We start from the raw sequence: 24,068 nt of genomic DNA, 5'->3' as shown, positions 1-24,068 counted from the left end.
GAGGCGCTGTACATAAGATGTATATGTCATGATTCATGAAGGAGGAAAAACATGATTCCAGTAGTAGAAAAGATGGAAGTATTCCCGGTTGCCGGCTTCGATTCCATGGAGCTGAACCTTTCCGGTGCGCATGCACCATACTTCACCAGAAACATCGTCATCCTGACCGATTCAAACGGTGTAGAGGGTATCGGCGAGGTTCCTGGCGGTCAGAAGATCACAAACGCACTGGAGGCGGTAAAGGATCTCGTCATCGGCACGAAGATTTCAGATTATAAGAATACCTTAAATCGTGTACGTGCATGGCTCGATGCAAACATCAAGGATGATGTCAGAGGACTTCAGACCTTCGACCTTCGTACCGGTGTACATGTTGTAACGGCGATCGAAGCTCCGCTTCTCGACCTGATGGGTAAGTTCCTCGAGGTTCCAGCTGCTTCCCTCATGGGTGATGGTCTTCAGAGAACATCGGTACGTTTCCTTTCCTATCTCTTCTATGTCGGTGATCGTAAGAAGACCACGCTTCCATACATGGATGAGTCCGACTCGGACTGTGAGTGGTACAGACTTCGTAACGAAGAAGCGATGGACCCGGAGCACATCGTCGCACTTGCGAAGGCAACGGCGGAGAAGTACGGCTTCGAGGATTTCAAGCTGAAGGGCGGCGTTTTCGAGCCGGAAGAGGAGTATAAGGCCGTCGCTGCCATCAAGAAGGCATTCCCGAATGCACGTGTCGATCTCGATCCGAACGGCTGCTGGTCTCTTGAGAAGTCCCTCGAGATGGCACCGAAGTTTAAGGAAATCCTGGCATACATCGAGGATCCATGCGGCGCAGAGAATGGTTTCTCCGGCCGTGAGGTGATGGCGGAGTTCCGTCAGGAGTCCGGCATGTTTACCGCCACCAACATGATCGATACCGACTGGCGTCAGATGCGTCACTGCATCGAGCTGAAGGCGGTCGATATTCCGCTGGCAGATCCGCACTTCTGGACCATGGAGGGTTCGGTACGTGTCGGTCAGCTGTGCAACGACTTCGGTCTGATGTGGGGCTGCCACTCCAACAACCACTTCGATATTTCCCTCGCGATGGTTGCACAGTGTGCCGCTGCCATCCCTGGCCGCATGAACGGTATCGATACGCACTGGATCTGGCAGGAGGGTAGAAACCGTCTGACGAAGAACCCGATGCAGATCGAGGGTGGATGCATTCATAACATCGATAAGATGGTGGGTCTCGGTGTCGAGGTCGATCGTGAGCAGATCATGAAGGCAAACAAGCTCTATATGGATAACTGCCTCGGTGCACGTGATGATGCCATCGGCATGCAGTTTCTGGTGCCGAACTGGAAGTTTGATAACAAGCGTCCGTGTATGGTTCGTTAATGTGATGCTGGTACTGCTGATATTCGTGTCGGGAGTACCAGCATTTATAATCAGGTGCTCCCTCTAAAGCGGATACAGGAATCTACGATTCCTGTATCCGCTTTAGAGGGAGCGTTTTACTGTCTGAAAGCGGATGCAGGAACTGAATTCCAGCAGGACGTAAACATGTAATTATTAATGAAAGTATACGTTTATAAATTAACGTAAGTTTTTCTAATGCTTTCATAAGCAAAACCGAAAGCAAAACTTATTGCCATGCGGCAGTTTGATAAGTTTTGCTTAATCTGGCATTAGAGTTACGAGCTTTACGAACGATATTGTGAATTTTATACTAAGCACAGCAAAGAAACACGAGATGAGTTGTGGAGTTTAAATTTTATAGGCGGGGGCCTATGGAAGATAGATCTCTGTATTGCACAGAGGAGTGTCCGGGGACGGACAGGAAAGGGGGAACTTCAATGTTCTTAAAGAAATATGGCGACATGATCGTCGGCATCTTCTACGCAGCATTAGGAATCGCACTGATCGTCGGTGCCGGAAAACTGCCGAAGTCGAAGGTGATGGAAATCGGTCCGGATTTTATGCCACGTCTGGTAGGCATCATCATCCTGGTACTGGCACTTCTGCTTCTGCTCTGGACTGTCAAGGGACTGAAGAAGCATGTCACTGAGGTGGAAGCATCCGACTACAAGGATACCGCTGATTATAAGCGAGTGCTCGGCAGTCTGGTAGCCTCTATCGTGTATGTCAACGTACTGAGCCCAATCGGTTTTATCATCAGTACACTGGTTTATCTGTTTATTCAGATCACGATCCTCGCGCCGGATGCACATCGTACGAAAAAGGATCTGATCCAGTATCTGGTCATCGATGTTGTATTTACATTTATCGTCTACTTCCTGTTCCGCTACGGATTCAAGATCGTCCTTCCGGCAGGAATCTTCGCACTGTAATAAAGGAGGAAACAGAATGAACGCATTAGCACAGTTAGGTGCCGGCATCGTTTCAGTTTGCCAGCCGGTTTCCTTACTTTTTATGATCGCCGGTGTGGCAATCGGCATCATCTTCGGATCGATTCCTGGTCTTTCCGCATCCATGGCCGTCGCCCTGATGCTCCCGCTGACCTTCAGCATGGAAGCCTCCCTCGGTATGAACACCCTGGTTGCTGTTTACATCGGAGGTATCTCCGGCGGACTGATCTCCGCGATCCTCCTCAACATGCCGGGTACCGCTTCTTCCATCGCGACCACCTTTGATGGCTACCCGATGGCGCAGAAGGGTGAAGCGATGAAGGCACTTGGTGTCGGCATCGTCTTCTCCTTCCTCGGATCACTGCTTTCGTTCTTTATCCTGTCCTTCTTCGCACCGATGCTTGCAGATGTTGCGCTGAAGTTCACTCCGGTTGAGAACTTCGGTATCTGCTTTTTCGCTCTTACGATGGTGGCGATCCTCTCCTCAGGAAATATGATCAAGGGTCTCCTCGCAGGCCTCTTCGGACTGGTGTTCTGCTTCATCGGTATGGCACCAATCGACGGTACGGCACGTTTTACCTTCGGCAATGCGAATCTTCTTGCCGGCTTCAACCAGCTGACCACTCTCATCGGTATCTTTGCTGTCGCAGATATTCTGAAGTCCGCAGAGGAGATGAATGCGAAGGGTGTACAGACCATCCCGACCTCAAAGGTGAAGGGCTTCGGCTTCTCCATGAAGGAGTTCGTTTCCTGGCTTCCGGGTGCACTGAGAGCAGCCCTCATCGGAACCGGCATCGGTATCCTTCCGGGTATCGGCGGTTCCACCTCCGGTATGCTGTCTTACGTAACCGCAAAGAACATGAGCAAGCATCCGGAAACCTTCGGTACAGGTGATCCGGAAGGTATCGTTGCAACCGAGTGTGCGAACAATGCAACGATCGGTGGTGCGATGATTCCGCTTCTCGTTCTCGGTATCCCGGGCGACGGTGTTACCGCGATGATGCTTGGCGGCTTCTTGATTCACGGCCTGTCCGCCGGTCCGCTCCTCTTCGTAAAGAACGCCGACGTCGTATACGGCATCTTCGCTGCATGTATGGTATGTGACCTTATCATGCTGATCGTTGAGTGGACATGTATCAAGGGCTTCGTACAGATTCTGAAGGTTCCGAAGCACATTCTGATGCCATTGATCCTCGTACTCTGCGCAGTCGGTGCATATGCAACCAACAACCGTGTCTTCGATGTGCAGTCCATCATCGTCTTCGGTGTGGTCGGCTACATCTATCACAAGCTTAGTCTTCCGACGACACCGTTCGTCCTTTGCTTCCTGGTCGGCTCGATGACGGAGACCTACCTCCGTCGAGGCATCATGAGCTACAAGAGCTTCGGCGCATTCTTCACACATCCGATCTTCGATGTATTCTTCTTCATCGCCTGCGGCGTTCTCCTCTGGTCTATGTTTAAGGAGATCAAGCACGGTGGCAAGAAAGTCGATGACTAAGTGAAAACAAAAACTGTACTAAACTTCCGCGAGACGGAAGAAGTAATAAATCATGGGCGCCGGGGGGCGCCCCGAAAAAGGAGAAAAACTATGAAAAAAAGAATCTTATCCGCACTTCTTGCAGGTAGCATGGCACTCGGCCTCGCTGCATGTGGCTCTTCCTCAACCGGTAGCACCACCGCTGCTGCACCAGCAGAGACGAAGGCTGCAGAGAGCGCTGCATCCGGAGATGCGGCTGAAAGCACCACCGCAGCTGCAAACACCACCGCAGGTGACTGGCAGCCATCCGGTCCGATTTCTCTGGTTCTTCCGGCAGGTGCAGGTGGAGACACCGACCTTTCCGCTCGTATCTTCGCACAGTATGCGAAGGAAGCAACCGGCGTTGACTTCGTCGTTGTAAATGCAAGTGGTGCATCCGGATCCGTTGCTGCAAATCAGGTTCTGTCCGCAGCCAACGATGGCCAGACCGTTCTGTATGGTCACAACCTCGTAAATGTGGCTAGTGTTGCCGGCATCACCGATTATGACTACACCGCATTTACACTCGGACCAACCTTCGCAAAGAATGATGCACAGGGTCTCTATGTAAATCCGGATAAGTATAAGGACCTCAATGAGTTCATCGAGGCTGCCAAGGCAAATCCTGGTCAGCTGAAGGCTTGTACCGAGGTGGGTGCATATACCTACTACGAGCTCCTCAAGTTTGAGCAGGTAGCTGGTATCGATCTCGACCTCGTAGACGTAGGATCTAACTCTGATAAGGTAACGGCGATGCTTTCCGGTCAGGTAGATATGATGCCGGGTGCATTCGTAAATACCAAGGATTATCTTGATGCAGGTCAGTTTGTATGTGTAGGTATCCCTACAGAAGAGAGATCCGCACTGATGCCGGATGTTCCGACACTGAAGGAGCAGGGCATTGACATCGTTTACCCTGACCTTGACTACTCTTTCTACTTCCCGGCTGGAACCGATGATGCTGTCATCGCATGGTTTGAGAACACCACCAAGGCTGTTACGGAGAACGAGAAGTGCCAGGAAGACCTCAAGAACATGGAGATCAATCCGTACTATCTCTCTGCTGCAGATTCTGTAGAGAACGATAAGAACTACCTTGCAACCTTCAAGGAGATTGCTGAGTCTGTTGAAAAGTAAAAACGTAATCTTCTCCATATAACTTCCTTTAGCCCGGTTCCGGCAGTCTGCCGGAACCGGAATTTAAAAGAATCAGAGATCATCGGATGAGGAATCATATGGTGATCTATGACCCTTTTACATCATCTATATACAGGGCATCACGGGAAACCCCGCGTTTTCAGCCGGCACTCCCTGCGTGCTCATCACAGGAAAGAGGTACTTATGGCAGTCAGAAAAACGCAGGATCAGTACGTACAGGAGCTGGTGCAGGAGAACAAGCGCATTCATTACATGGCGTATGCGCTGATCGTTCTGCTCATCGCCGTCATCGTGGTTTCCGTCTTAAAGCAGTTTATGCTCACCTCCATCCTTCTGGTGGTCGCCATCCTGTATCAGATTTTCGTCGTACGAAAGCAGCAGCGCGCCTATCTTAAAAAGTGTGAAAACACGAATCTCGAGCTGAGCACACTGAAGGATTTCAGCGATACCGAAATCGAAGAAAAGGGAACGCAGCTTTCCGAGCAGGATCTGGAAGCCGCCGGACTTCTGCCGTTTGTGCCGAAGACCGCGAGCTTTTTCAAATCCATTCATGGAACGAAGGGAAAGCTCGAGATCCGCTCGACGGACTGCTCCGTCGCACAGCACCAGCATGAAAAGGGCGTTGCCGCTGACATCAATACCGGCAACTGGATCCGTATTCGACTCCCGAAATCCACCGGACTGAATGTACGCATCCTTGAGGATGGCGTGTTCCCGGTAGAATTTCAGACAGACTTCTATAAAAAACAGCAGCTTGACGAAGCAGCACGTCCGGAGGGCGTCCCTTCGTCGATGCATCTCTATACCGCTGATCAGGACGCGAAGCTTCCGAGCAGTGCCTTCCTACAGAAGCTTCGCGCCTTTTCAGAATATACACCTGGAAAAATCTCCGTAAGCATCGAGGATGATGTTCTCGACGTCTATATCCGAAATCGCTTTTTAAGCGCCGGTTTTTCTGTTCGCGAAGCGGTTACGAAGCAGGAACTCACGAGAGATCCATATCCGGAGCTCCATCACGTTCTCGAGCTCGTCTCATTTTTAATTCGATAATTTCAGTAGCTTCGCTGCTGCTTTTATAAGCACCTTTACTGCAGAAAAGGTGAGCATACGATTTGTGTTGGAAGATTCATTTTTCCGACGCTTATGCACCATAGAAGAAAAGAGGTATGAAAATGGCAGATACACCTATTATTAAGAAGATGCAGGTCATCCCGGTGGCCGGCTACGACAGTATGCTGATGACTCTGTCGGGCTGTCATGCACCGGCATTTACAAGAAATCTGGTGATTCTCGAGGATAGTGCGGGACATCAGGGCATCGGTGAGATTCATGGTGGAGATTACACCTGTGAGTGTCTTAACGCAGTAAAGCCACTCGTAGAGGGACAGCCGATCGCGAAGTATCGTCAGATCCTCCAGAAGATCCATAAGCTGGCGAACCCTGCCGCAGAGGACGATGGCGAGGGTATCCAGACGCTGGATATCTCGAAGTTGAAGTTCGTCGTAAAGAGTGAGTGGGCACTGGAGTGTGCGATGCTCGATCTGTTGGGCCAGTTCCTGGGCGTACCGATGTGTGATCTTCTCGGTGAGGGACAGCAGCGAAAGGAAGTCGAGATGCTCGGCTATCTCTTCTATGTGTCCGATAAGAAGAAAGTGCCGGCAGGCGAGATGCAGTATCTCGATGAGAGCGACAGCTCGGATCCATGGTTCCGTCTGCGCCGTGAGGAAATTCTGACACCGGAGAGAGTGGTCGAAGAGGCAGAGGCGCTGACCGAAAAGTACGGTTTCCGCAACTTCAAGCTGAAGGGCGGTGTACTGAAGGGCTCCGAGGAGATGGATGCGATGCGTGCACTGAAGAAGCGGTTCCCGGATGCACGTATCAACATTGACCCGAACGGCGCATGGAGCCTGAAGGAGGCCATCGAGCTCTGCAAGGATATGCATGGGATCATCACCTACATGGAGGATCCATGCGGACCAGAGGCCGGTTATTCCAGCCGTGAGATCATGCGCGAGTTTAAGAATGCGACACAGTTCCAGGTGGCGACGAACATGATCGCAACCGACTGGCGTCAGTTCTATCACACCGTAAGCCTCAATGCCTGCGATATCATCCTCGCAGATCCGCACTTCTGGGGCTTCGATGGTGCGATCCGTATGTCACAGCTTCTCAACTCCTGGGGTCTTACCTGGGGCGTACACTCGAACAACCACTTCGACATCACACTGGCAGCCTTTGCACAGGTGGGTGCCGCTGCGGTCGGCGATCCGGCACCGCTCGATACCCACTGGATCTGGCAGGACGGTCAGAATCTCCTCGATGATACGCCACAGATCATCGGCGGCAAGCTGCAGGTTCCGGATGCACCGGGACTCGGCGTACATCTCAACATGGAGAAGGTCATGAAGGCAAATAAGCTTTACAACAGCCTGCCATCCCATGATCGTGATGATGCGAAGGCGATGCAGTATCTGATTCCGGGCTGGAAGTATGATCACAAGAAACCGGCACTGGTAAGATAAGTGCGGCTTCTATAGATAGTCGAAGCTCATAGAAGCATTTTGAAACATATCTGAATCAGATGAAACGAAACGTTGCAGCAAATGAATAAATACGGATTAAAATGAAATGATATGAAATAAATAACAGGGACTTGACGAATCGAGCAGAAAATGAAAAATCTTTGGCCAGTTTCATTCTAGTTTAAAACGTATGGATTCAGTAAGATAACAGCGTGAGATGCGAAAGCACTCCACTACATAAGTGCATAAACATTTTTTTTCATTAAGAAAGTGAGGAATAAACATGAAGATTGGATTTTTAGGACTTGGTATCATGGGTAGACCGATGGCGAAGAACCTGCTCAAGGCTGGTCACGAGCTGATGGTATTTGATTTCAACCAGGCTGCAGTTGATGAGCTGGTAGCTGCTGGCGCAAAGGCTGGTACCTGCGGTAAGGATCTTGCAGAGTTCGCAGATGTTGTCATCACCATGGTTCCGAACTCCCCACACGTACGTGCCGCTGTATTTAACGAGAAGGGCCTCGCAGAGGGCTTCCGCAAGGGTGAGTCCGTACTCATCGATATGTCTTCCATCGACCCGGTTGAGTCCAAGAAGATCGGTGCTGACCTCGAGAAGCTCGGCGTAGATATGCTCGATGCACCTGTATCCGGTGGAGAGCCAAAGGCCATCGATGGAACCCTTTCCGTTATGGTCGGTGGTAAGAAGGAGACCTTCGACAAGTACTATGACATGCTCATGGTTATGGCTGGTTCTGTCGTATATGTTGGACCTCTGGGCTCCGGTAACGTTGCAAAGCTTGCAAACCAGATGATCGTAGCTGCCAACATTGGCATCGTTGCAGAGGCACTGACCTTCGCTAAGAAGGCTGGAACTGATCCTGAGCTCGTATACCAGGCAATCCGTGGCGGTCTCGCTGGTTCCACTGTTCTCGATGCCAAGGCTCCGATGATGCTTTCCGGCAACTACAAGCCAGGCTTCAGAATCGACCTTCACATCAAGGATCTGAACAACGCCCTCAACGCTTCCCATGCCATCAACATGCCGGTTCCGATGACCGCACACATGATGGAGGTTATGCAGGAGCTGAAGAACCACGACGAGGGTGCCTGCGATCACGACGACATCGTTCGCTACTATGAGAGAATGACCGGTGTTTCCATCGCAAAGTAATCTTACAAAATAGTGTTATAGCTTCATACTGATCTGAAGCCCGGCACCGAGCGCTTTTCCCTTCCATTTTAACGCCGGTTGCCGGGCTTTTTGTATTCGGAAATATCCAGCCGGATAGGGTCTGGACTGAAGCTTTACCATAGGATAAGAAATCATTCGTCCAGAATGAAAAGCAGTCAATCAATATTATGATTATAGAATCAGAAAGAGGATTTTCATGAATACAGAGTTTATCAAGGGTGTAGTTGTTCCGATTATTACCGTCATCGATCAGGATGAGAAGATCGATGAGGCCGGCATGCGGAAGCAGGTGGATTATGTCATCGATGGAGGCCTTCAGGGCATCCTGGCGTTCGGTTCCAACGGCGAGTTCTATCAGCTCGAGGAGGACGAGATGGAGCGCGGTCTCAAGATCATGGTGGATCAGGCCGCTGGTCGTGTGCCGGTTTACTTCGGCATCGGTGCCATCAATACGAAGAAGTGCATCCGCCTCGCCAAGATGGCCGTCGCAAACGGCGCATCCTGCGTTTCCATCCTTCAGCCGATGTTCCTGAAGCCGACCCATGACGAGCTCTATCGTCATTTCAAAGCCATCGCGGATGCGATTCCGGAGACGCCGGTGCTTCTCTACAACAACCCTGGCCGTGTAGGTTATGGCCTCAGTGCAGATATCGTGACTGAGCTTGCACATGACGTCGCAAACATCGTCGGCATGAAGGATACCTCCGGCGACATCACCCTCACCGAGGAGTGCGTACGCAGAAACCGTGACGTCGACTTCAAGGTCTTCGGTGGCAAGGACACCCTTCTCTTCGCATCGCTCTGCGTCGGCGCGGTCGGCGGCGTATGCACCGCTGGTAACTTCATGCCGGAGCTGATCGGTGATGTCTATAAGAAGTACACCGAGGGCGATTTCGAGGGTTCCCGTGAGGCACAGTTCAAGCTGAATCCGGTACGCCTTGCGATGGATAAGGCATCCTTCCCGGTAGCTGCGAAGGATATGGCAGCGATCCGCGGCCTCGAGGTCGGTGATCCGTACCTTCCATCCCTTCCGACCACAAACGAAGCTACCCTTGAACACTTTAAGAAGGTGATGAAGGAGGCAGGTCTGATCTGATGAAGCACACAGTCACACTCGCAAACGGTGCCGTCGTTCCGGCACTCGGCCAGGGGACCTGGTACCTCGGCGAGAACCGGGCGCAGCGTCAGCAGGAAATCGAGGGCATCCGCCAGGGCATCGCGGCCGGCATGACCCTCATCGATACCGCGGAGATGTACGGCAGTGGTGCTGCAGAGGATATGCTCGGAGAGGCGCTCAGCACGGAGGATCGCTCGAAGCTTTACCTCGTGTCGAAGGTGCTTCCGGGCAATGCCGGCGGCAAGCGTATGCGCTGCGCTCTGATGGGCAGCCTCGAGCGCATGGGGCAGCAGTACCTCGACCTCTATCTCTACCACTGGCGGGGCAACTACTCTCTGGAGGAGACGGTGAGCTGCCTCGAGGAGCTGCGCGCCGAGGGCCTGATCCGGGCCTGGGGCGTCTCCAACTTCGACATCGATGATATGGAGGAGCTCTGGGCGATCCCGGAGGGCCGGAACTGCCAGGTGAACCAGGTGCTCTACCATACCGGCTCCCGTGGCATCGAGTATTCCCTCCTTCCGTGGATGCGGAAAAATCAGGTAGCGCTCATGGCGTACTGTCCGCTCGCACAGGCCGGCTCACTCCGGAGTGGCCTCTTCTCAAACAAGACCCTGCAGAGCATCGCCGAGGCGCATCATGCGACGGTGCCGCAGATTCTGCTCGCCTGGAACATCCGTGACGGACACACCATTGCGATTCCACGCAGCTCCCGTGCGGAGCATACGCTGGCCAATGCAGGCGCCGATCAGATCACACTGAGCCCGGAGGAGCTGCAGGCCATCGACCGCGTGTATCCGAAGCCGACGCACAAAGAATATCTGGATATGCAGTAAACTTATTTGCTATAATGAAATAAGTTGAAACAAAATGAATTGAAATGAGGTGTGCCGTGGCCAATATCGCACTGCTGGTTCCGAATGATGAGCTGTTCCGTCTGACGCATGATGTGCTGCAGGAGCAGCAGAAGCGTCTGTTTCTGATGAAGGTCATCGAGTCGGAGCGGGCGGTGATGGAGGCGCGGCAGGCCATTAACCAGGGGGCCGATATCATCATCGCGCGTGGTCTGCAGGCGACGATCATCAAGCAGTACACGGACATTCCGGTGGTGGAGATCGTGCTGACCAGGCAGGGTGTGATCGACATGCTCGAGCGTGCGAAGCGGGTCGTGCATAAGTCCCATCCGCACATCGCGATCGTGACCTTCAAGAACATGGCCTGCGACATGTCTGGGCTCGATGAGCAGTGCGGGGTACATCTCCATGAGTACTTCGTGCAGAACCCGGAGCTGCTGCGACCGGCGGCCATGCAGGCGATCGAGGATAAGGTGGACCTCATCATCGGGGGGCAGACGGTGCTGACCGTCGCGGATGATGCGGGGATTCCATCGATTTTTATCACGAATACGGAGGATGCCGTCGAGGCAGCGATCCGGGAGGCCTTTCAGCTGGCAGCAACCTTCGATGGAAATGGCGGGCTTCCGGAGGCGAAATACCGGAAGCCGGAAATGGGCGGAAAGGCTTCGTCCTTCGTGAATTTCCCATACAGCAGTGCGCGTATGCAGGCGGCGGTGACGCTGGCGGAGCAGCTGGCCGCGACAGACTGTCCGAAGCTTCTGATCGAGCCGGTGGGGCGTCTCTACCGTGCCTTTGCCAATGCCATGCACAACAAGTCGAAGCATTCGCAGGAGAAGCTCGTGGAGTACGACTGCATCGCTGGAGAGTCTGCCTATGAGGCGCTGTTCGGTAGACTCGGAAAGATGAACGATGCCGCGAAGGGCACCCTTCAGATCAACTTTATCGAGCATCTGGATCTGCGTTCGCAGAAGAAGCTGCTGGAGATCCTGATGTTCCGGAACGTCATCGTCGTGACGAAGAAGACGGACCTTCGACCGTATCTGCTGCCGGAGCTCTATGAGCGTCTGATCGCGTTTGCGATTCGCATTCCGATGCTTGTGGAAACGCCGGAAGAGATTCCGTTTCTTGCGGATCTCTATATGCGGCGGCTTGCGGAGCAGTATGGGCGCTACCATGTACTGACGAAGGATGCGATGAAAACGATCGCGGCGCTTCCATGGAATGGCGGACGTATCCAGCTGGAGAGCTTCCTCGAGCGTCTCGTCATCACGGCGGATCATCGAAGTATCCGCCCGGACGACATCACGAAGCTGTACGCGACGATCTATGGGCCAGAAGCATTGGCCGACGGAGATGGAGCGGACCGAAAGCCGGTCGGGGGAAGGGCAGAAAGCGATGCAGCGTGCTCTGATGCGGAAGCAGATCGTGCACGCCATACGCCGGTCACGTCCGTACAGGCGATGGAGCGGGAGCGCATCGTCCGGGTGCTCTCTGAATGCATGGGCAGCCGGGAGAAAGCCGCTGCGAAGCTCGGTATCAGTAAGACGACCCTGTGGCGAAAGCTCCGACAGTATCAGATCATTTAAATTCTTAGGAGGTTGGCATGGATTACAGAAAATTCGGAAATCAGATCGTGTTACGTGTGGATCGTGATGAAGAGGTCATGACGGAGATTACAGCACTTTGTGAAAAGGAAAATGTACATCTTGCGTCCATCAGCGGACTGGGTGCGGCCGATCATCTCGTGATGGGGCTCTACGATGTGGAGGCGCAGAAATTCACGGAGACCGTGCTGGATCAGCCGCTCGAAATCACATCCATCGTCGGCAGTGTCACGGAGATGGATGGAAAGCCGTATCTCCATGTGCATATCACGGTTGCGGATGTGGATGGACATGCCTTCGGCGGACATCTGAAGTCCGTGCGCATCGGTGGAACGGCGGAGATCTTCCTCACGGTCATCGACGGGCAGGTCGGCCGGAAGAAGGACGAAATCACGGGGACCGGACTGAATCTTTTTGATTTCAGCAGTAAAAATGATCATATAATGACTGCCGAAGGGCAGCAGGAGGTATAACATGAAATTTCTTTTTGCTTCGGATTCCTTTAAAGGAACCCTCACGAGCGACCAGACCATCGAGCTCCTCACGAAGGCAGCCGAGGAGGTTTTCGGAAGCTGTGAGACGAGTGGTGTGCCGGTCGCAGACGGCGGTGAGGGTACCACTGATGCCGTGGTGAAGGCGAGAAGTGGCGAGATCATCACGGTGCCGGTACATGGCCCGCTGATGGAGATGGAGCAGGGCTTCTATGGCCGTCTGTCGGACACGGAGGCCATCCTCGAGATGGCGGCGGCATCCGGACTTCCAATGGTGCCGGAAGAGAAGCGGAATCCGCTGAACACCACCACCTATGGCACCGGTGAGCTGCTGAAGGCGGCGCTGGATGCCGGCTACACGGAGATCGCGATCGCGATCGGAGGATCGGCGACCAATGATGGCGGCATGGGGTTTGCATCCGCCCTCGGCATTCGTTTCCTCGATCAGGAGGGAAATGTACTGGAAGGCCGTGGCGAGAACCTCGAGAAGGTGGCGCACATCGATATGAGCGGCCTCGATCCGGCGGTACAGAAGGCGCACTTCACCGTCATGTGTGATGTGACGAATCCACTCTGCGGTCCGAATGGCGCGACCTATACCTTCGGAAAGCAGAAGGGCGGCACACCGGAAATCCTCGACCGGCTCGAAAAGGGTATGCAGAACTACCGTGATGTCATCATCCGTGAATTCGGTATCAACCCGGATGAGATCCAGGGCAGTGGTGCGGCCGGTGGACTCGGTGCCGCACTGAAGGTGTTCCTGCACGCAGAGATGAAGTCCGGCATCGAGACCGTGCTTGATCTCATCGACTTCGATGCACGCCTCGAGGGTGTTGACCTCGTCGTGACCGGTGAGGGCCGAACCGACTGGCAGTCCTGCTTCGGCAAGGTGATGCAGGGTGTCGGTGATCGCAGTGCGAAGCACCAGGTACCGGTAGCGGCACTCTGCGGCGGACTCGGCCCGGACTATGAGAAGATCTATGCCCATGGGATCCGCTCGATCATGACGACCGTCGACGGCCCGATGCCACTGAAGGAGGCCCTGGACAACGCCAGCGAACTCTACTATAAGGGCGCGATCCGCATGTTCCGCTTCCTCCAGACCGGTATGCAGATGAACAGGCACTAATACTGGATAAATATATAATGAACATAAATATATAGTCCGAAAGACGAAATAGAGTGTTTATTCGGACGAGTGAAATCTATTTTTACATCAGCGCAGATCGTTTTTGCATGACGATCTGCGCTGAAATTCGATTCGGGCACAGGTTATAAAATTAACGCGGAAGTCAGAAATTTAACGTTCTTTTCTTGTCAGATAAGTTATGTATTTAACGCATGACATTCGTGAAATCCTGTATTAGGATGGAGCGTGTTGAGTTTGAAAAAGTACAGATGATTCGATATCAGGGGAGGTTTGAAGATGCCCATTCATGTTTTGGAGGAAGCCAATCGCTGTCTGCAGTGTAAGAATCCACAGTGCCGAAAGGGCTGCCCGATCAACACCAACATTCCAGAGATGATTCGTCTCTTTAAGGAAAATGAGCTGGAGACCGCGGCCGCGATGCTGTTTGCGAACAATCCGCTTTCCGTCGTATGCTCACTCGTATGTAATCATGGAAAGCAGTGCGAGGGCCACTGTGTTCGCGGCATCAAGGGCTCCCCGGTTCATATTTCGTCCATCGAAAACTATATTTCCGATTCCTGCTTCGAGCGTATCAAGGTGAAGATGGCGGAGCCGAACGGCATGAAGGCAGCGGTCATCGGTGCCGGTCCGGCCGGCATCACCATCGCGATCCTGCTCGCCAGCAAGGGCTATAAGATCACCGTCTTCGAGAGCCGTGATAAGATCGGCGGTATCATGCGCTACGGTATCCCGGAGTTCCGCCTGCCGCACAGCATCCTTGACCGCTACTACACGAAGATGCGTGAGATGGGGATCCTCTTCCGTCCAAACTTTACCATCGGCGGAAACATCACCCTCGAGGATCTTTTCCACGATGGCTATCGCTCCATCTTTATCGGCACTGGTGCATGGCGTCCGCGCCGTATGCTGATTCCGGGTGAGACCTTCGGCAATGTGCATTATGCGATCAATTATCTTAATAATCCGGAGTCTGTCGACCTCGGCCAGTCTGTGGCGATCTTCGGTTCCGGAAACTCGGCGATGGATGTCGCACGTACCGCGATCCGTCAGGGCGTGAAGAACGTAACGGTATACGAGCGTCGTGATAAGGTGACCGCCTCCCCGGATGAGTTTGAGTTTGCGAAGCTTGATGGTGTGCAGTTCGAGTTCCACGAGACCGCTACCGCCATCAAGGATGATGGCGTGATGCTCTCCGAGACGGAGGTGCAGGAGGATGGCAAGGTCGTGACGAAGCCGGGAACGGAGCACTTCGTTCCGTGTGATTCCGTCGTGATCGCCGTTTCCCAGGTGCCGAAGCACCGTCTCGTCGAGCACAACTCCGGCCTCAAGCTGAACGAGCGTGGTACCCTCGCGACCGATGCCGAGGGTGAAACCACCATGCCGGGCGTCTTCGCCTCCGGCGACGTCGTGACCGGCGCAAAGACCGTCGTCGACGCCGTTCACGTATCGAAGATGATCGCGGAGGAGATGGACCAGTATATGCAGGCGCACAAGGACGATGTGAACGCCTGATGCTACGAAATCATAAGTCACAAAATAATGGGGTCTGACCCCATTATTTTTTTCCTTAAATTCACTCGAGGTGATAGTAGCGGATCTTCCGCCAGAGGGTGGTGGTGCTGATGCCGAGCTCCTGTGCGGTGAGCTTGCGGTTGCCGTTATTCTTGCGAAGGCAGGCTACGATGAGATCACGATAGATGTCGTTGCTCTCTGGGATGTGCGGAAGGAGCGCAGATGGGGCGGTCGTTTCCGAGTGGATAGAGGCTGCCACCACGTTCGAGCGCGTGGATGATGGCATGCTGTCCACTTCGGAAAGCGATGCACGATTCAGTATGTGACGAAGCACCGGGGATTCCTGCGCGGTCGAGCCCTCCATCGAGGCAGAATTTTCTGTAACGTAGATCGCCGAATCCTGTTCATAAAGCTCGGCGAGCAGTGACTGCACATAGCCGGTATGGATCACGACATCCGGAGCCGTCAGCACGAGACGCTCACAGAAGGCGCTCAGCTGCATGATGTTGCTGTCCCACGGGTAGTGGATGATGGTCTCCCGGGCATGTGGTGTGAGCGTATGATGCATCTCATACTCCCGGTTGTAGTCATTGAAATAAAAATCCAGCATATTCTCGACATCGTGTGGGCGCTTTTTCAGCTTCGGCACGCGAAGACGGAGTGCACGGAAGGTGAAGAGGAGGTCCGAGCGGAAGAGAAACTGGTTTCGGAGCTCAGTGAGGTTTTTCGAGGTCGTACCGATGATGCGGACATCGATATAGCGGTACTGTGCGAAATTCGTCTGGCTGGCGATGCGTTTCGTACGGATGACGCGGGCAAGCTGCGACTGCATCGGGAGCGTCAGCTTATCGATGCCCTGGATCATCAGTGTGCCATGGTTACAGTCCATAAGGGCACCCTCTCGGCCCATGCGTGGATCGCCGAACAGGATACGATTCTGATCCTCGTTCGTCAGACCGGACAGCGAGATCACCGCATAGGACTTCCCCTTCCGGTCACTTCCGTTATGGATCGCCTGCCCGATCATCTCAAGCTCCGGACCGGCGGAGGCCTCGATCAGCACTGGGCTGGAGGAGCGGGCATAGAGGCGTGCTTTCTCAAGCTCCGGTTTCAAATCTACAAATAAATGCTCGAGCATGTCGAAGGTGGCGACCGCAGGATCGCCGTGCAGCAGGACGATGTCACTCGGCTTGAAATTCATAAAGGTCAGATTCCTTTCTACATATTTTTTCTGAAAAGCAAAATCAGCATATGTTCATAGTGTAATGCATCTATTTCAAATTGCAATGCTTTTGCAATGAATGCCTGACTAAAAAATAACGATATGAAATGCTTGTGCGATATGCACATATTCTGCGGAAAAATTGTGCATTTTTAAGGCGATTCTCGGGCACAGTTATTATATATTGACGACAACAGATGTGAAAATGACAACAAAGGAGAGAAACATGAACTCTTTCAACTTTGAAGATAAGATCAGATTTACCAAGGCTGTCTTCTATAACTTCCGCTCGATTCCGCTTCCGAAGCCATTTCAGGATGGTACCGGTGGATTCGGTCAGTTCATCCCGGAGCAGGGTTATCTCGAGCTTTCGGATGACACGGGCATGACCGCACACTACACGGTATCGAGAGCCTTCATCAAGGATATGCTTCCACAGATTCTGAATGGTGAGACCAAGAGCTACAACGAGTGGCGTGAGAGTCTCTACTGGAAATCCAGAAATTCCGGCTTCCAGTCCACCGCGGCGGTCAATGTCGGCACCGTAGACCTTCTGATGCTGGATATCCTCGCACAGAGAGCCGGTAAGCCGATTCACCGTTTCCTCGGTGCCGAGAAGGATTGGGCAGCAGCCTACAAGGGCGGCGGATCACTTCTTCTTTCAGACGAAGAACTGGTTGAGGATATGTGCCGCTATGTATCGGAAGGCTTCACAACCGTCAAGTTCAAGATCGGCAGCGATCAGGGACAGAACATGGAACGTGATCTCCGTCGTATCGAGAAGGTACGCGCCGCGGTCGGTGACGAGATCGGTGTCGCGGTCGATGCCAACCAGCGCTGGACGGTCGAAGAGGCTGTGAAGTTCGCGAAGATGGCGGAGCCGTACAACATCGCATGGTTCGAGGAGCCGATTCACTCGGCAGACTTCAACGGTATCCAGAAGATGAAGGAGCTGGGCGTCAAGCAGAAGATCTCTGCCGGCGAGTCTATGCGAATCTCCTACATGTATGAGATGTACCTCGAGAAGGGCGTCGACATCGTACAGCCATCCCTCGGAAGAATGACCCGTATCGATGATCTTTTGAAGATCCGTGATATGGCGAGAGCCGCAGGTAAGGAGTTCCAGTCCGGTGGAAGAACCGCGTACAATGCTTCCTTCGGATGTCTCTATGCGGAGAATGAACGTATCGAGTTCCATGCACCGATTTCTGAGCCGGTACACGAGCTGATGCTGAACGTTCCGGAAATCCGTGATGGCAAGTGCTTCGTACGTACGGACATCCCAGGTATCCCGGTACGCATGAACCTCGAGAAGATCGAAGCGATGGATGCACTGGAGTCGAGAACCATCTATCTTGCACCGAAGGCCTGATCGAGGATCAAAAAACGAAATATAGGATGGACGCATCCGGAAGCCTCCTGTAGAATCAGCGAGGTATGGGATGCGGGATCGAATCATCTGTGTTTGTAAGGACCTGAGTCCTGAAAATAAGGAGGAAAAACATGAAAAAGAGACTTTTTGCGATTGCACTGGCAGCTACGATGGCCATCGCGACCGGCTGCGGTTCCAGCAGCACGACCAGCACCACAGCAGCTCCTGCCACCGAGACGAAGGCAGCGGAGACGACGAAGGCTGCAGAAGCAGGCGCTTCTACCGAGACGGTTGCTGCGCCGACAGCATCTATCGCGGATGTAGAGACCGCTGCACAGGCAGATATCGATGCGGCAGCTGCCGAGAACTACGGTTTCCCGAAGGGAACCATCACCTGGGTCGTTCCAGGTAAGGCCGGCGGCGGATCCGATCTCGCGACCCGTTACCTCTCTGAGGCGATGACGAAGGATCTCGGCATCACCAATACCGTAACGAACTTCGATTCCAACACGGTCGGTCACCAGAACGTGGCAAACGCAAAGCCAGATGGATCCACCATCATGCTGGCCACCGGTGCCCTCAATATCCAGTGGATCACCGGCAACGCAGAGGTGAATCCGAAGACCGATCTTACCCTGATTGCAGCGCTCGATGACAACGGCTTCTCCGCACTCTGTGCGCCGGTCGATGCACCATACAACACCTTCGATGAGATGATCGAGTATGCAAAGCAGAACCCGGGCAAGCTGAATGCCGGTATGCCATCTTCTGGAAACAACACCTTCCAGTTCGGTAAGCTTCAGCAGGCAGAAGATATCCAGCTGAACGCGGTAGAGGCTTCCTCTGAGTCCGATCGTCTCACCAACCTCGCGGGCGGCTTCATTGACCTCGGCTTCGTCGGTATCGGTAACGCACAGGAGTACGAGAAGGCCGGCAAGCTGAAGGTGCTCGGCACCATGGCAGGTGATGGTCTCACCATCGCAGACTATGATGCTTCGCTCGGTGATCAGTATAAGACCTTACAGGAGCAGGGCCATCAGGATCTCTACTGGAACGTAAAGCACTATGTATACGGTCCGGCTGGTATGGATGCGGCACAGGTTCAGAAGATCAATGCGGCGATGTCCGTACTGGAGAGTGACGCTGACTGCAACGCAGGTCTTCGCTCGGTCGGTCACATCCCTGAGTGGCACAATGTAGAGGATTCCATCGCAATCCGTGACGCAGAGTATGCGGCAGAGGTAGAGGTCGGTGAGTTCCTCGGCAAGAAGGTTAACGATTAATTACTTCATAATGAAACTTTTCCATCCGGTCCGATCACGTCTTCAGGATCCGGTGCTGTGAAAGAAACATCCAGCCGGGGCAGAACATCGCTTCGGCTGAATCGCTCAAAGAATATAAAGGGGTTATCATGAAATGTAAGAGAAATACGATCACCGGTATCGTGGGTATCATCGCGGTGATCCTCTGCTTTATCATCATGCAGTCCATGCGACAGATACCGAATCTGATCGAGCCAGGCCCTCGACTGATGCCGACCGTCGGTCTCATCCTGATCCTCGTGAGTTCCATCATGCTTCTCATCAATGGTCTCCGCGATAAAAAAGAAGAAAAGCCGTACTTCCCGGAGGGTGGTGTGAAGAAGCTGGTGTTTGCCTTTGCACTGCTGTGTGTCTATGGCATCCTGCTGACACTGTTCGGATTTCTCATCACCACTCCGTTCGCCATGTTTGCCTTCGTCAACATGCTGAAGGAGGATGAGAAGGTCACCTGGTGGCAGGCCGTGCTGATCAGTATCGTGGTCACGGCGTTCCTGTATGGTATGTTTGTCATCGGTTTCCAGATCAAGCTTCCATCCGGAATTTTATTTAACTAAGGAGGAGAAGAGCGTATGTCATTTTATCTTGCCGGGCTTGCAACCTGTCTGCAGCCACTGAATCTGCTCCTGATTGCAGCTGTCGTCATCGTCGGTATCATCTTCGGTGCGATTCCGGGTCTCAGTGCGACTCTCGGTATCTCCCTGCTTCTTCCGGTGACCTTCGGTCTTTCAACCACCACCTCCTTCATCGTGCTGCTCGCGATGTGGATCGGCGGTGTATCCGGAACCTTCATTTCTGCGGTCCTCATCGGTATTCCGGGCTCCAGCTCATCGATCGCCACCTGCTTCGACGGCTACCCGATGACCCTGAAGGGAAAGGCGTCCCGCGCGCTGGCCATCGGTATGACGGCCTCCTTCATTGGCACCGTCGCATCGGTGCTCATCGCGACCGTCGTGGCACCGCTGATTGCAGATCTCGCGCTGATGCTCGGACCGTGGGAGTACTTCTCCCTCTGCTTCTGTGCGATCACCCTGGTAGCGGCACTGTCGAAGGGTAATATCTGGAAGGGCATCATGGCCGCTGGTATCGGTCTCTTCCTCGGCTGCGTCGGTCTCGATCCGATCACCGGTGTGGCGCGTTATACCTTCGGTAATCACTTCCTGGATTCCGGTCTCTCCACCGTCTGTCAGATGCTCGGTATGTTCGCACTCTGCCGTATCATCCTTGACTATGCGAAGGGACAGGGCAAGCTCCCGGAGGTGAAGAAGTCAGATCTTCACGGCTTCGGCATCACCATGAAGGATATCGTGACGCATATTCCGACCATCCTTCGTTCCTTCTTCATCGGTCTCTGGATCGGCTTCCTGCCGGGCATGGGCTCCGGTATCTCGAACATGGTGGCCTACGGCCAGGCACAGCAGGCAAGCAAGCATCCGGAGGAGTTCGGCCAGGGCTGTGACGATGGTGTCTGGGCCTCCGAGGTGTCGAATAACTCTTCCCTCGGTGGTGCGATGATTCCGATGATGGCCCTCGGTATCCCGGGTGACGGTATCACCGCGATGCTCATCGCCGGCCTCACGATTCATGGCCTTCAGGCAGGTCCGCTCTTCATGACACAGCAGCCGGACCTCTGCTATCTGATGTTCGCCTGCGTGCTCGTCAGTGCGATCATAACCTTCGTCCTCGAGATCGTCTTTAAGAGATATCTTCCGCTGATTCTTCGGATTCCATACCACTTCCTGTACAGCGTGATTCTGACGATCTGCTATATCGGCGCGTTCGGTGTGTCGAACACCGAGTTCAACATCCTCATCATGCTGCTCTGGTGCTTCCTCGCCATCTTCCTGAACATGGCCGGCATCTCCCTGAGCCCGCTGGTACTGGCGTTCATCCTTTCCGATGACCTCGAGGGTTACTTCCGTAAGGGTGTCAGCTTCGCACATGGAAGCTATCTTCCGTTCGTGACGAGACCGCTCTCCCTCATCTTCCTGCTCCTCGCGGTATTCTCGGTCGCATGGCCGTATATCGCAGAGGCACGGAAGAAGAAAAAGGCCGCGAAGGCCGTCGCATCCGCATCTTCTGTGAGCACTGAAGACGTACAGGATGACTAAGCACTGAATTCTACCAGACCCCTGTGACGTTTCGCCACAGGGGTTTTCTTTATGGGGTCAGCCCCCCTTACGGTGGTGGTGCGATGCCTGATGAAAGGAGGCAGAAAATGCCAGAGAATATGAAGGAACTTCTGGTTCATGAAAGTTCAGATCGAAAGTGGCAGGAAACACAAGAGAAGGTGAGAGAGCTGCCGGAAATTTCGAACATCTATCCGACGCTGCCGTCGATCTTACGGAAGTATGCGCGCTATGGGCGGAAGGATGATTTCCGTGGGAAGACGAGTGAGGAGTTCAGGACCTGGCAGATGCGGAGTCGAGAGATACTGCGAAATCTGCTCGGACTCGAAAAGATGGATGACTGTGCGCTTGAACCGGTGATCGATGAAGTGGTGTTTCAGGATGCGATTTTACGCTATCATATCCTCCTGCGCACCGAACCGGATATAACACTGTCGGCGTATCTGCTGGTGCCGGCGTCAGCCAATGCAGGCACGCCGGTCTTTCTGTGTCCACCGGGACACAACGGCGCCGGGAAGTATACGGTGGCAGGTGTGCGCGGCGCTCGTGCCATCGAAGAGAGCATCGAAAAGTACAACTATGACTTCGGCTGGCAGCTCGCGCGCCTCGGTTACGTCGCCTTCTGCCCGGATGTCCGTGGATTCGGAGAACGGCGAGAAATGCTGGAGGATACAAGGGAACTTCCACTCGCGATGAAGGGCGACTGCTACTGGCTCGCGCACATGGGAGAACCCATCGGCATCCCGGTACTCGGCATGCTCAGCTGGGACCTCATGCGCTGCGTGGATTTCCTGCAGGAATATACGATCACGAAGGACGGGAAGCTGCGGCATCTTACAGATGGTGCACATACGGATTCGGAAGCCAGGCGCTGGAATCCAGAACGTATCATCGCCTTCGGCTTCTCGGGCGGCGCGATGCAGAGTCTCTACCTCAGTGCCCTGGATGAGCGTATCCATGCGAGCTTTCTTTCTGGCTATATGTATGGCTTCCGCGATTCGCTTCTCCAGATGAACCGGAACTGCTCCTGCAATTACGTGCCGCATCTCATGGAGCATTTCGACATGGGCGACATTGCAAGCCTGATCGCCCCACGTCGGCTGATGATCCAGTCCTGCCGGGAAGACCGCCTCGCCGGTACACGTGGCCTAACAAACGTCCAGGAACAGGTCGACATCATCCGTGCGAACTATGCGGTGACCGGGAGCGCAGAACACGTGCAGCAGGACATCGAAGACGGCCCGCACCACCTCGATACTCGTCATCTGCAAGACATCGCGAAGTGGCTCGTGGAATGATGAACGATGACCAGCCAGCGCATTCCTTGAATGGTCGCAGGAAAATAAGGCCCTGTCCTTCAGTGCACTGGCTCTGTCTCTGGAACCATGCTAAAATAGAACTATCTATAGAAAGCAGGTGACACGATGAAACGACTGATTGATTTACATGTCCATCTGGATGGTTCGCTTCCGTACGAAACCGTCCATAAACTGATGAAGAAGGAAGGACTGCCGGCGAAGACAGATACGGAGCTCTATCCGCTGCTTTCGGTGCCAGAGGACTGCCGGGATCTCAATGAATATCTGGAGAAGTTCGACTTTCCGCTTCAGCTCATGCAGAGCGCCGGAAACATTGAACAGATCGTGTATGATCTTCTGAACGTGCAGCGCGCGGAGGGCCTCGTGTATACGGAGATCCGTTTCGCACCGCAGCTCCACTGTCAGCGGGGGCTCACGCAGGCGGCGGTGGTCGAGGCGGCCGTGGCGGGGCTTCGTCGCTTCGAGAAGGAGCAGTACAGCTGTACCTGCACGGAGACGACGCCGGAGCTTCATGCCGGTCTCATCCTCTGTGCGATGCGTGGCGCTGGTAATGAGGAAGCAAATCTGGAGACCGTTCGAGTGGCTGCGAAGTACCTCGGAAAGGGCGTGGTGGCGCTCGATCTCGCAGGTGCGGAGGCCCTGTTCCCGACGCGGGATTTCGAGGATGTCTTCTCACTGGCTCGAGAGCTCGAGGTACCGTTTACGATCCATGCCGGGGAAGCCGCTGGACCAGACTCCATCCGCACCGCGCTTGCCTTCGGTGCCCGCCGGATCGGCCATGGTGTCCGCGCGCTCGAGGATGCCGCGCTCGTGAAGGAGCTCGCCGAAAAGCAGATTCCACTGGAGTGCTGCCCGACCTCGAATCTCAACACGAAGATGTTCCCGGACATGGCACATTATCCGATCCGTGCGCTGCTCGAAGCCGGCGTGAAGGCCACGGTCAACACCGACAACATGACCGTCTCCGATACCACGGAGTCGAAGGAGTTCGTGAAGCTCGAGCAGGCCATCGGCCTGACCGCAGCCGAGGAAAAGCAGCTTCTGCTCAATGCAGCCGACGCAATCTTCGGTGGCGAGGATGAAAAAGCACGGCTCCGGAAGCTGATCGCCGAGATGTGATCGTTTTAAACTGATTTCCTGAAATGGAAAAGTGGCACTGCAGGAAGTATCAATCTTGCCTGCAGTGCCACTTTTTATATTTTATGTTTACTTTTTTCTTCCGAAGTTCTCATGC

General features: G+C 53.8%; 20 protein-coding genes. 19 read left to right on the top strand and 1 reads right to left on the bottom strand.

Annotation, left to right across the window (positions count from 1 at the left end; all coding sequences use genetic code 11):
* Nucleotides 1–51: 51 nt before the first annotated feature.
* The 13 genes from ACTQ52_RS06415 (at nucleotide 52) to ACTQ52_RS06355 (ending at nucleotide 15,473) form a co-directional block, all read left to right on the top strand.
* Nucleotides 52–1,383, top strand: coding sequence for an enolase C-terminal domain-like protein (locus ACTQ52_RS06415; RefSeq protein ID WP_410042369.1), 1,332 nt, complete (start codon nucleotides 52–54; stop codon nucleotides 1,381–1,383).
* 458 nt (nucleotides 1,384–1,841) lie between these two features.
* Entirely contained in the window at nucleotides 1,842–2,336 is a 495-nt protein-coding gene (locus ACTQ52_RS06410) for a tripartite tricarboxylate transporter TctB family protein (RefSeq protein WP_441982108.1), read from the top strand.
* 16 nt (nucleotides 2,337–2,352) lie between these two features.
* Nucleotides 2,353–3,855 (top strand): tripartite tricarboxylate transporter permease, encoded by a 1,503-nt coding sequence (locus tag ACTQ52_RS06405; protein ID WP_441982107.1) that lies wholly within the window; start codon nucleotides 2,353–2,355, stop codon nucleotides 3,853–3,855.
* A gap of 90 nt (nucleotides 3,856–3,945) precedes the next feature.
* Nucleotides 3,946–5,010, top strand: coding sequence for a tripartite tricarboxylate transporter substrate binding protein (locus ACTQ52_RS06400; RefSeq protein WP_441982106.1), 1,065 nt, complete (start codon nucleotides 3,946–3,948; stop codon nucleotides 5,008–5,010).
* A 204-nt stretch (nucleotides 5,011–5,214) separates the two neighbouring features.
* Complete coding sequence (locus tag ACTQ52_RS06395; protein WP_410042373.1) at nucleotides 5,215–6,081, top strand: hypothetical protein; 867 nt, start codon at nucleotides 5,215–5,217, stop codon at nucleotides 6,079–6,081.
* Nucleotides 6,082–6,203: 122 nt separating this feature from the next.
* Entirely contained in the window at nucleotides 6,204–7,553 is a 1,350-nt protein-coding gene (locus ACTQ52_RS06390; RefSeq protein ID WP_441982105.1) for an enolase C-terminal domain-like protein, read from the top strand.
* Between the two features lie 283 nt (nucleotides 7,554–7,836).
* The gene (gene garR, locus ACTQ52_RS06385) at nucleotides 7,837–8,724 is read left to right on the top strand and encodes a 2-hydroxy-3-oxopropionate reductase (protein ID WP_441982104.1); all 888 of its coding nucleotides are present in this window, start codon (nucleotides 7,837–7,839) and stop codon (nucleotides 8,722–8,724) included.
* Nucleotides 8,725–8,941: 217 nt separating this feature from the next.
* Entirely contained in the window at nucleotides 8,942–9,841 is a 900-nt protein-coding gene (locus ACTQ52_RS06380) for a dihydrodipicolinate synthase family protein (RefSeq protein WP_410042376.1), read from the top strand.
* A complete protein-coding gene (locus ACTQ52_RS06375; RefSeq protein ID WP_441982103.1) occupies nucleotides 9,841–10,695 on the top strand; it encodes an aldo/keto reductase in 855 nt (284 codons plus the stop codon). The genes ACTQ52_RS06380 and ACTQ52_RS06375 overlap by 1 nt, the downstream gene beginning before the upstream one ends.
* Before the next feature lie 56 nt (nucleotides 10,696–10,751).
* Nucleotides 10,752–12,302, top strand: a complete 1,551-nt coding sequence (locus ACTQ52_RS06370) for a PrpR N-terminal domain-containing protein (RefSeq protein WP_441982102.1) — start codon at nucleotides 10,752–10,754, stop codon at nucleotides 12,300–12,302.
* A gap of 17 nt (nucleotides 12,303–12,319) precedes the next feature.
* Nucleotides 12,320–12,793 (top strand): PPC domain-containing DNA-binding protein, encoded by a 474-nt coding sequence (locus tag ACTQ52_RS06365; protein ID WP_441982101.1) that lies wholly within the window; start codon nucleotides 12,320–12,322, stop codon nucleotides 12,791–12,793.
* 1 nt (nucleotide 12,794) lies between these two features.
* A complete protein-coding gene (locus ACTQ52_RS06360; RefSeq protein WP_441982100.1) occupies nucleotides 12,795–13,940 on the top strand; it encodes a glycerate kinase family protein in 1,146 nt (381 codons plus the stop codon).
* Between the two features lie 297 nt (nucleotides 13,941–14,237).
* Nucleotides 14,238–15,473, top strand: coding sequence for an NAD(P)-dependent oxidoreductase (locus ACTQ52_RS06355; RefSeq protein ID WP_410042381.1), 1,236 nt, complete (start codon nucleotides 14,238–14,240; stop codon nucleotides 15,471–15,473).
* Between the two features lie 61 nt (nucleotides 15,474–15,534).
* Here the strand turns inward: ACTQ52_RS06355 and ACTQ52_RS06350 are convergent, their stop codons facing one another.
* Complete coding sequence (locus ACTQ52_RS06350; protein WP_441982099.1) at nucleotides 15,535–16,674, bottom strand: sigma 54-interacting transcriptional regulator; 1,140 nt, start codon at nucleotides 16,672–16,674, stop codon at nucleotides 15,535–15,537.
* A gap of 247 nt (nucleotides 16,675–16,921) precedes the next feature.
* Here ACTQ52_RS06350 and ACTQ52_RS06345 point away from each other — a divergent pair, with 247 nt between their 5' ends.
* From ACTQ52_RS06345 to add, 6 genes are all read left to right on the top strand, one after another.
* Nucleotides 16,922–18,067, top strand: a complete 1,146-nt coding sequence (locus tag ACTQ52_RS06345) for a mandelate racemase/muconate lactonizing enzyme family protein (RefSeq protein ID WP_441982098.1) — start codon at nucleotides 16,922–16,924, stop codon at nucleotides 18,065–18,067.
* A 131-nt stretch (nucleotides 18,068–18,198) separates the two neighbouring features.
* Entirely contained in the window at nucleotides 18,199–19,350 is a 1,152-nt protein-coding gene (locus ACTQ52_RS06340) for a tripartite tricarboxylate transporter substrate binding protein (protein WP_441982097.1), read from the top strand.
* A 128-nt stretch (nucleotides 19,351–19,478) separates the two neighbouring features.
* A complete protein-coding gene (locus tag ACTQ52_RS06335) occupies nucleotides 19,479–19,943 on the top strand; it encodes a tripartite tricarboxylate transporter TctB family protein (RefSeq protein ID WP_441982096.1) in 465 nt (154 codons plus the stop codon).
* 15 nt (nucleotides 19,944–19,958) lie between these two features.
* Nucleotides 19,959–21,497 (top strand): tripartite tricarboxylate transporter permease, encoded by a 1,539-nt coding sequence (locus tag ACTQ52_RS06330; protein ID WP_441982095.1) that lies wholly within the window; start codon nucleotides 19,959–19,961, stop codon nucleotides 21,495–21,497.
* A gap of 107 nt (nucleotides 21,498–21,604) precedes the next feature.
* On the top strand, nucleotides 21,605–22,813 hold the full coding sequence (locus ACTQ52_RS06325; RefSeq protein WP_441982094.1) for an alpha/beta hydrolase family protein: 1,209 nt from the start codon (nucleotides 21,605–21,607) through the stop codon (nucleotides 22,811–22,813).
* 126 nt (nucleotides 22,814–22,939) lie between these two features.
* Nucleotides 22,940–23,953 (top strand): adenosine deaminase, encoded by a 1,014-nt coding sequence (gene add, locus ACTQ52_RS06320; protein WP_441982093.1) that lies wholly within the window; start codon nucleotides 22,940–22,942, stop codon nucleotides 23,951–23,953.
* Nucleotides 23,954–24,068 lie beyond the last annotated feature (115 nt).

It is taken from the genome of Oribacterium sp. Sow4_G1_1 (assembly GCF_052116105.1).
Classification (GTDB): domain Bacteria; phylum Bacillota; class Clostridia; order Lachnospirales; family Lachnospiraceae; genus Oribacterium.
Note: the sequence above shows the minus strand (reverse complement) of the source record. Positions and strands in the feature narration are given on the sequence as shown.

What these genes read in the sequence shown, in the direction of transcription:
- ACTQ52_RS06415 (WP_410042369.1), top strand. Translation starts at nt 52, where the DNA reads ATGATTCCAGTAGTAGAAAAGATGGAAGTATTCCCGGTTGCCGGCTTC.
- ACTQ52_RS06410 (WP_441982108.1), top strand. Translation starts at nt 1,842, where the DNA reads ATGTTCTTAAAGAAATATGGCGACATGATCGTCGGCATCTTCTACGCA.
- ACTQ52_RS06405 (WP_441982107.1), top strand. Translation starts at nt 2,353, where the DNA reads ATGAACGCATTAGCACAGTTAGGTGCCGGCATCGTTTCAGTTTGCCAG.
- ACTQ52_RS06400 (WP_441982106.1), top strand. Translation starts at nt 3,946, where the DNA reads ATGAAAAAAAGAATCTTATCCGCACTTCTTGCAGGTAGCATGGCACTC.
- ACTQ52_RS06395 (WP_410042373.1), top strand. Translation starts at nt 5,215, where the DNA reads ATGGCAGTCAGAAAAACGCAGGATCAGTACGTACAGGAGCTGGTGCAG.
- ACTQ52_RS06390 (WP_441982105.1), top strand. Translation starts at nt 6,204, where the DNA reads ATGGCAGATACACCTATTATTAAGAAGATGCAGGTCATCCCGGTGGCC.
- garR (WP_441982104.1), top strand. Translation starts at nt 7,837, where the DNA reads ATGAAGATTGGATTTTTAGGACTTGGTATCATGGGTAGACCGATGGCG.
- ACTQ52_RS06380 (WP_410042376.1), top strand. Translation starts at nt 8,942, where the DNA reads ATGAATACAGAGTTTATCAAGGGTGTAGTTGTTCCGATTATTACCGTC.
- ACTQ52_RS06375 (WP_441982103.1), top strand. Translation starts at nt 9,841, where the DNA reads ATGAAGCACACAGTCACACTCGCAAACGGTGCCGTCGTTCCGGCACTC.
- ACTQ52_RS06365 (WP_441982101.1), top strand. Translation starts at nt 12,320, where the DNA reads ATGGATTACAGAAAATTCGGAAATCAGATCGTGTTACGTGTGGATCGT.
- ACTQ52_RS06360 (WP_441982100.1), top strand. Translation starts at nt 12,795, where the DNA reads ATGAAATTTCTTTTTGCTTCGGATTCCTTTAAAGGAACCCTCACGAGC.
- ACTQ52_RS06355 (WP_410042381.1), top strand. Translation starts at nt 14,238, where the DNA reads ATGCCCATTCATGTTTTGGAGGAAGCCAATCGCTGTCTGCAGTGTAAG.
- ACTQ52_RS06350 (WP_441982099.1), bottom strand. Translation starts at nt 16,674, where the DNA reads ATGAATTTCAAGCCGAGTGACATCGTCCTGCTGCACGGCGATCCTGCG.
- ACTQ52_RS06345 (WP_441982098.1), top strand. Translation starts at nt 16,922, where the DNA reads ATGAACTCTTTCAACTTTGAAGATAAGATCAGATTTACCAAGGCTGTC.
- ACTQ52_RS06340 (WP_441982097.1), top strand. Translation starts at nt 18,199, where the DNA reads ATGAAAAAGAGACTTTTTGCGATTGCACTGGCAGCTACGATGGCCATC.
- ACTQ52_RS06335 (WP_441982096.1), top strand. Translation starts at nt 19,479, where the DNA reads ATGAAATGTAAGAGAAATACGATCACCGGTATCGTGGGTATCATCGCG.
- ACTQ52_RS06330 (WP_441982095.1), top strand. Translation starts at nt 19,959, where the DNA reads ATGTCATTTTATCTTGCCGGGCTTGCAACCTGTCTGCAGCCACTGAAT.
- ACTQ52_RS06325 (WP_441982094.1), top strand. Translation starts at nt 21,605, where the DNA reads ATGCCAGAGAATATGAAGGAACTTCTGGTTCATGAAAGTTCAGATCGA.
- add (WP_441982093.1), top strand. Translation starts at nt 22,940, where the DNA reads ATGAAACGACTGATTGATTTACATGTCCATCTGGATGGTTCGCTTCCG.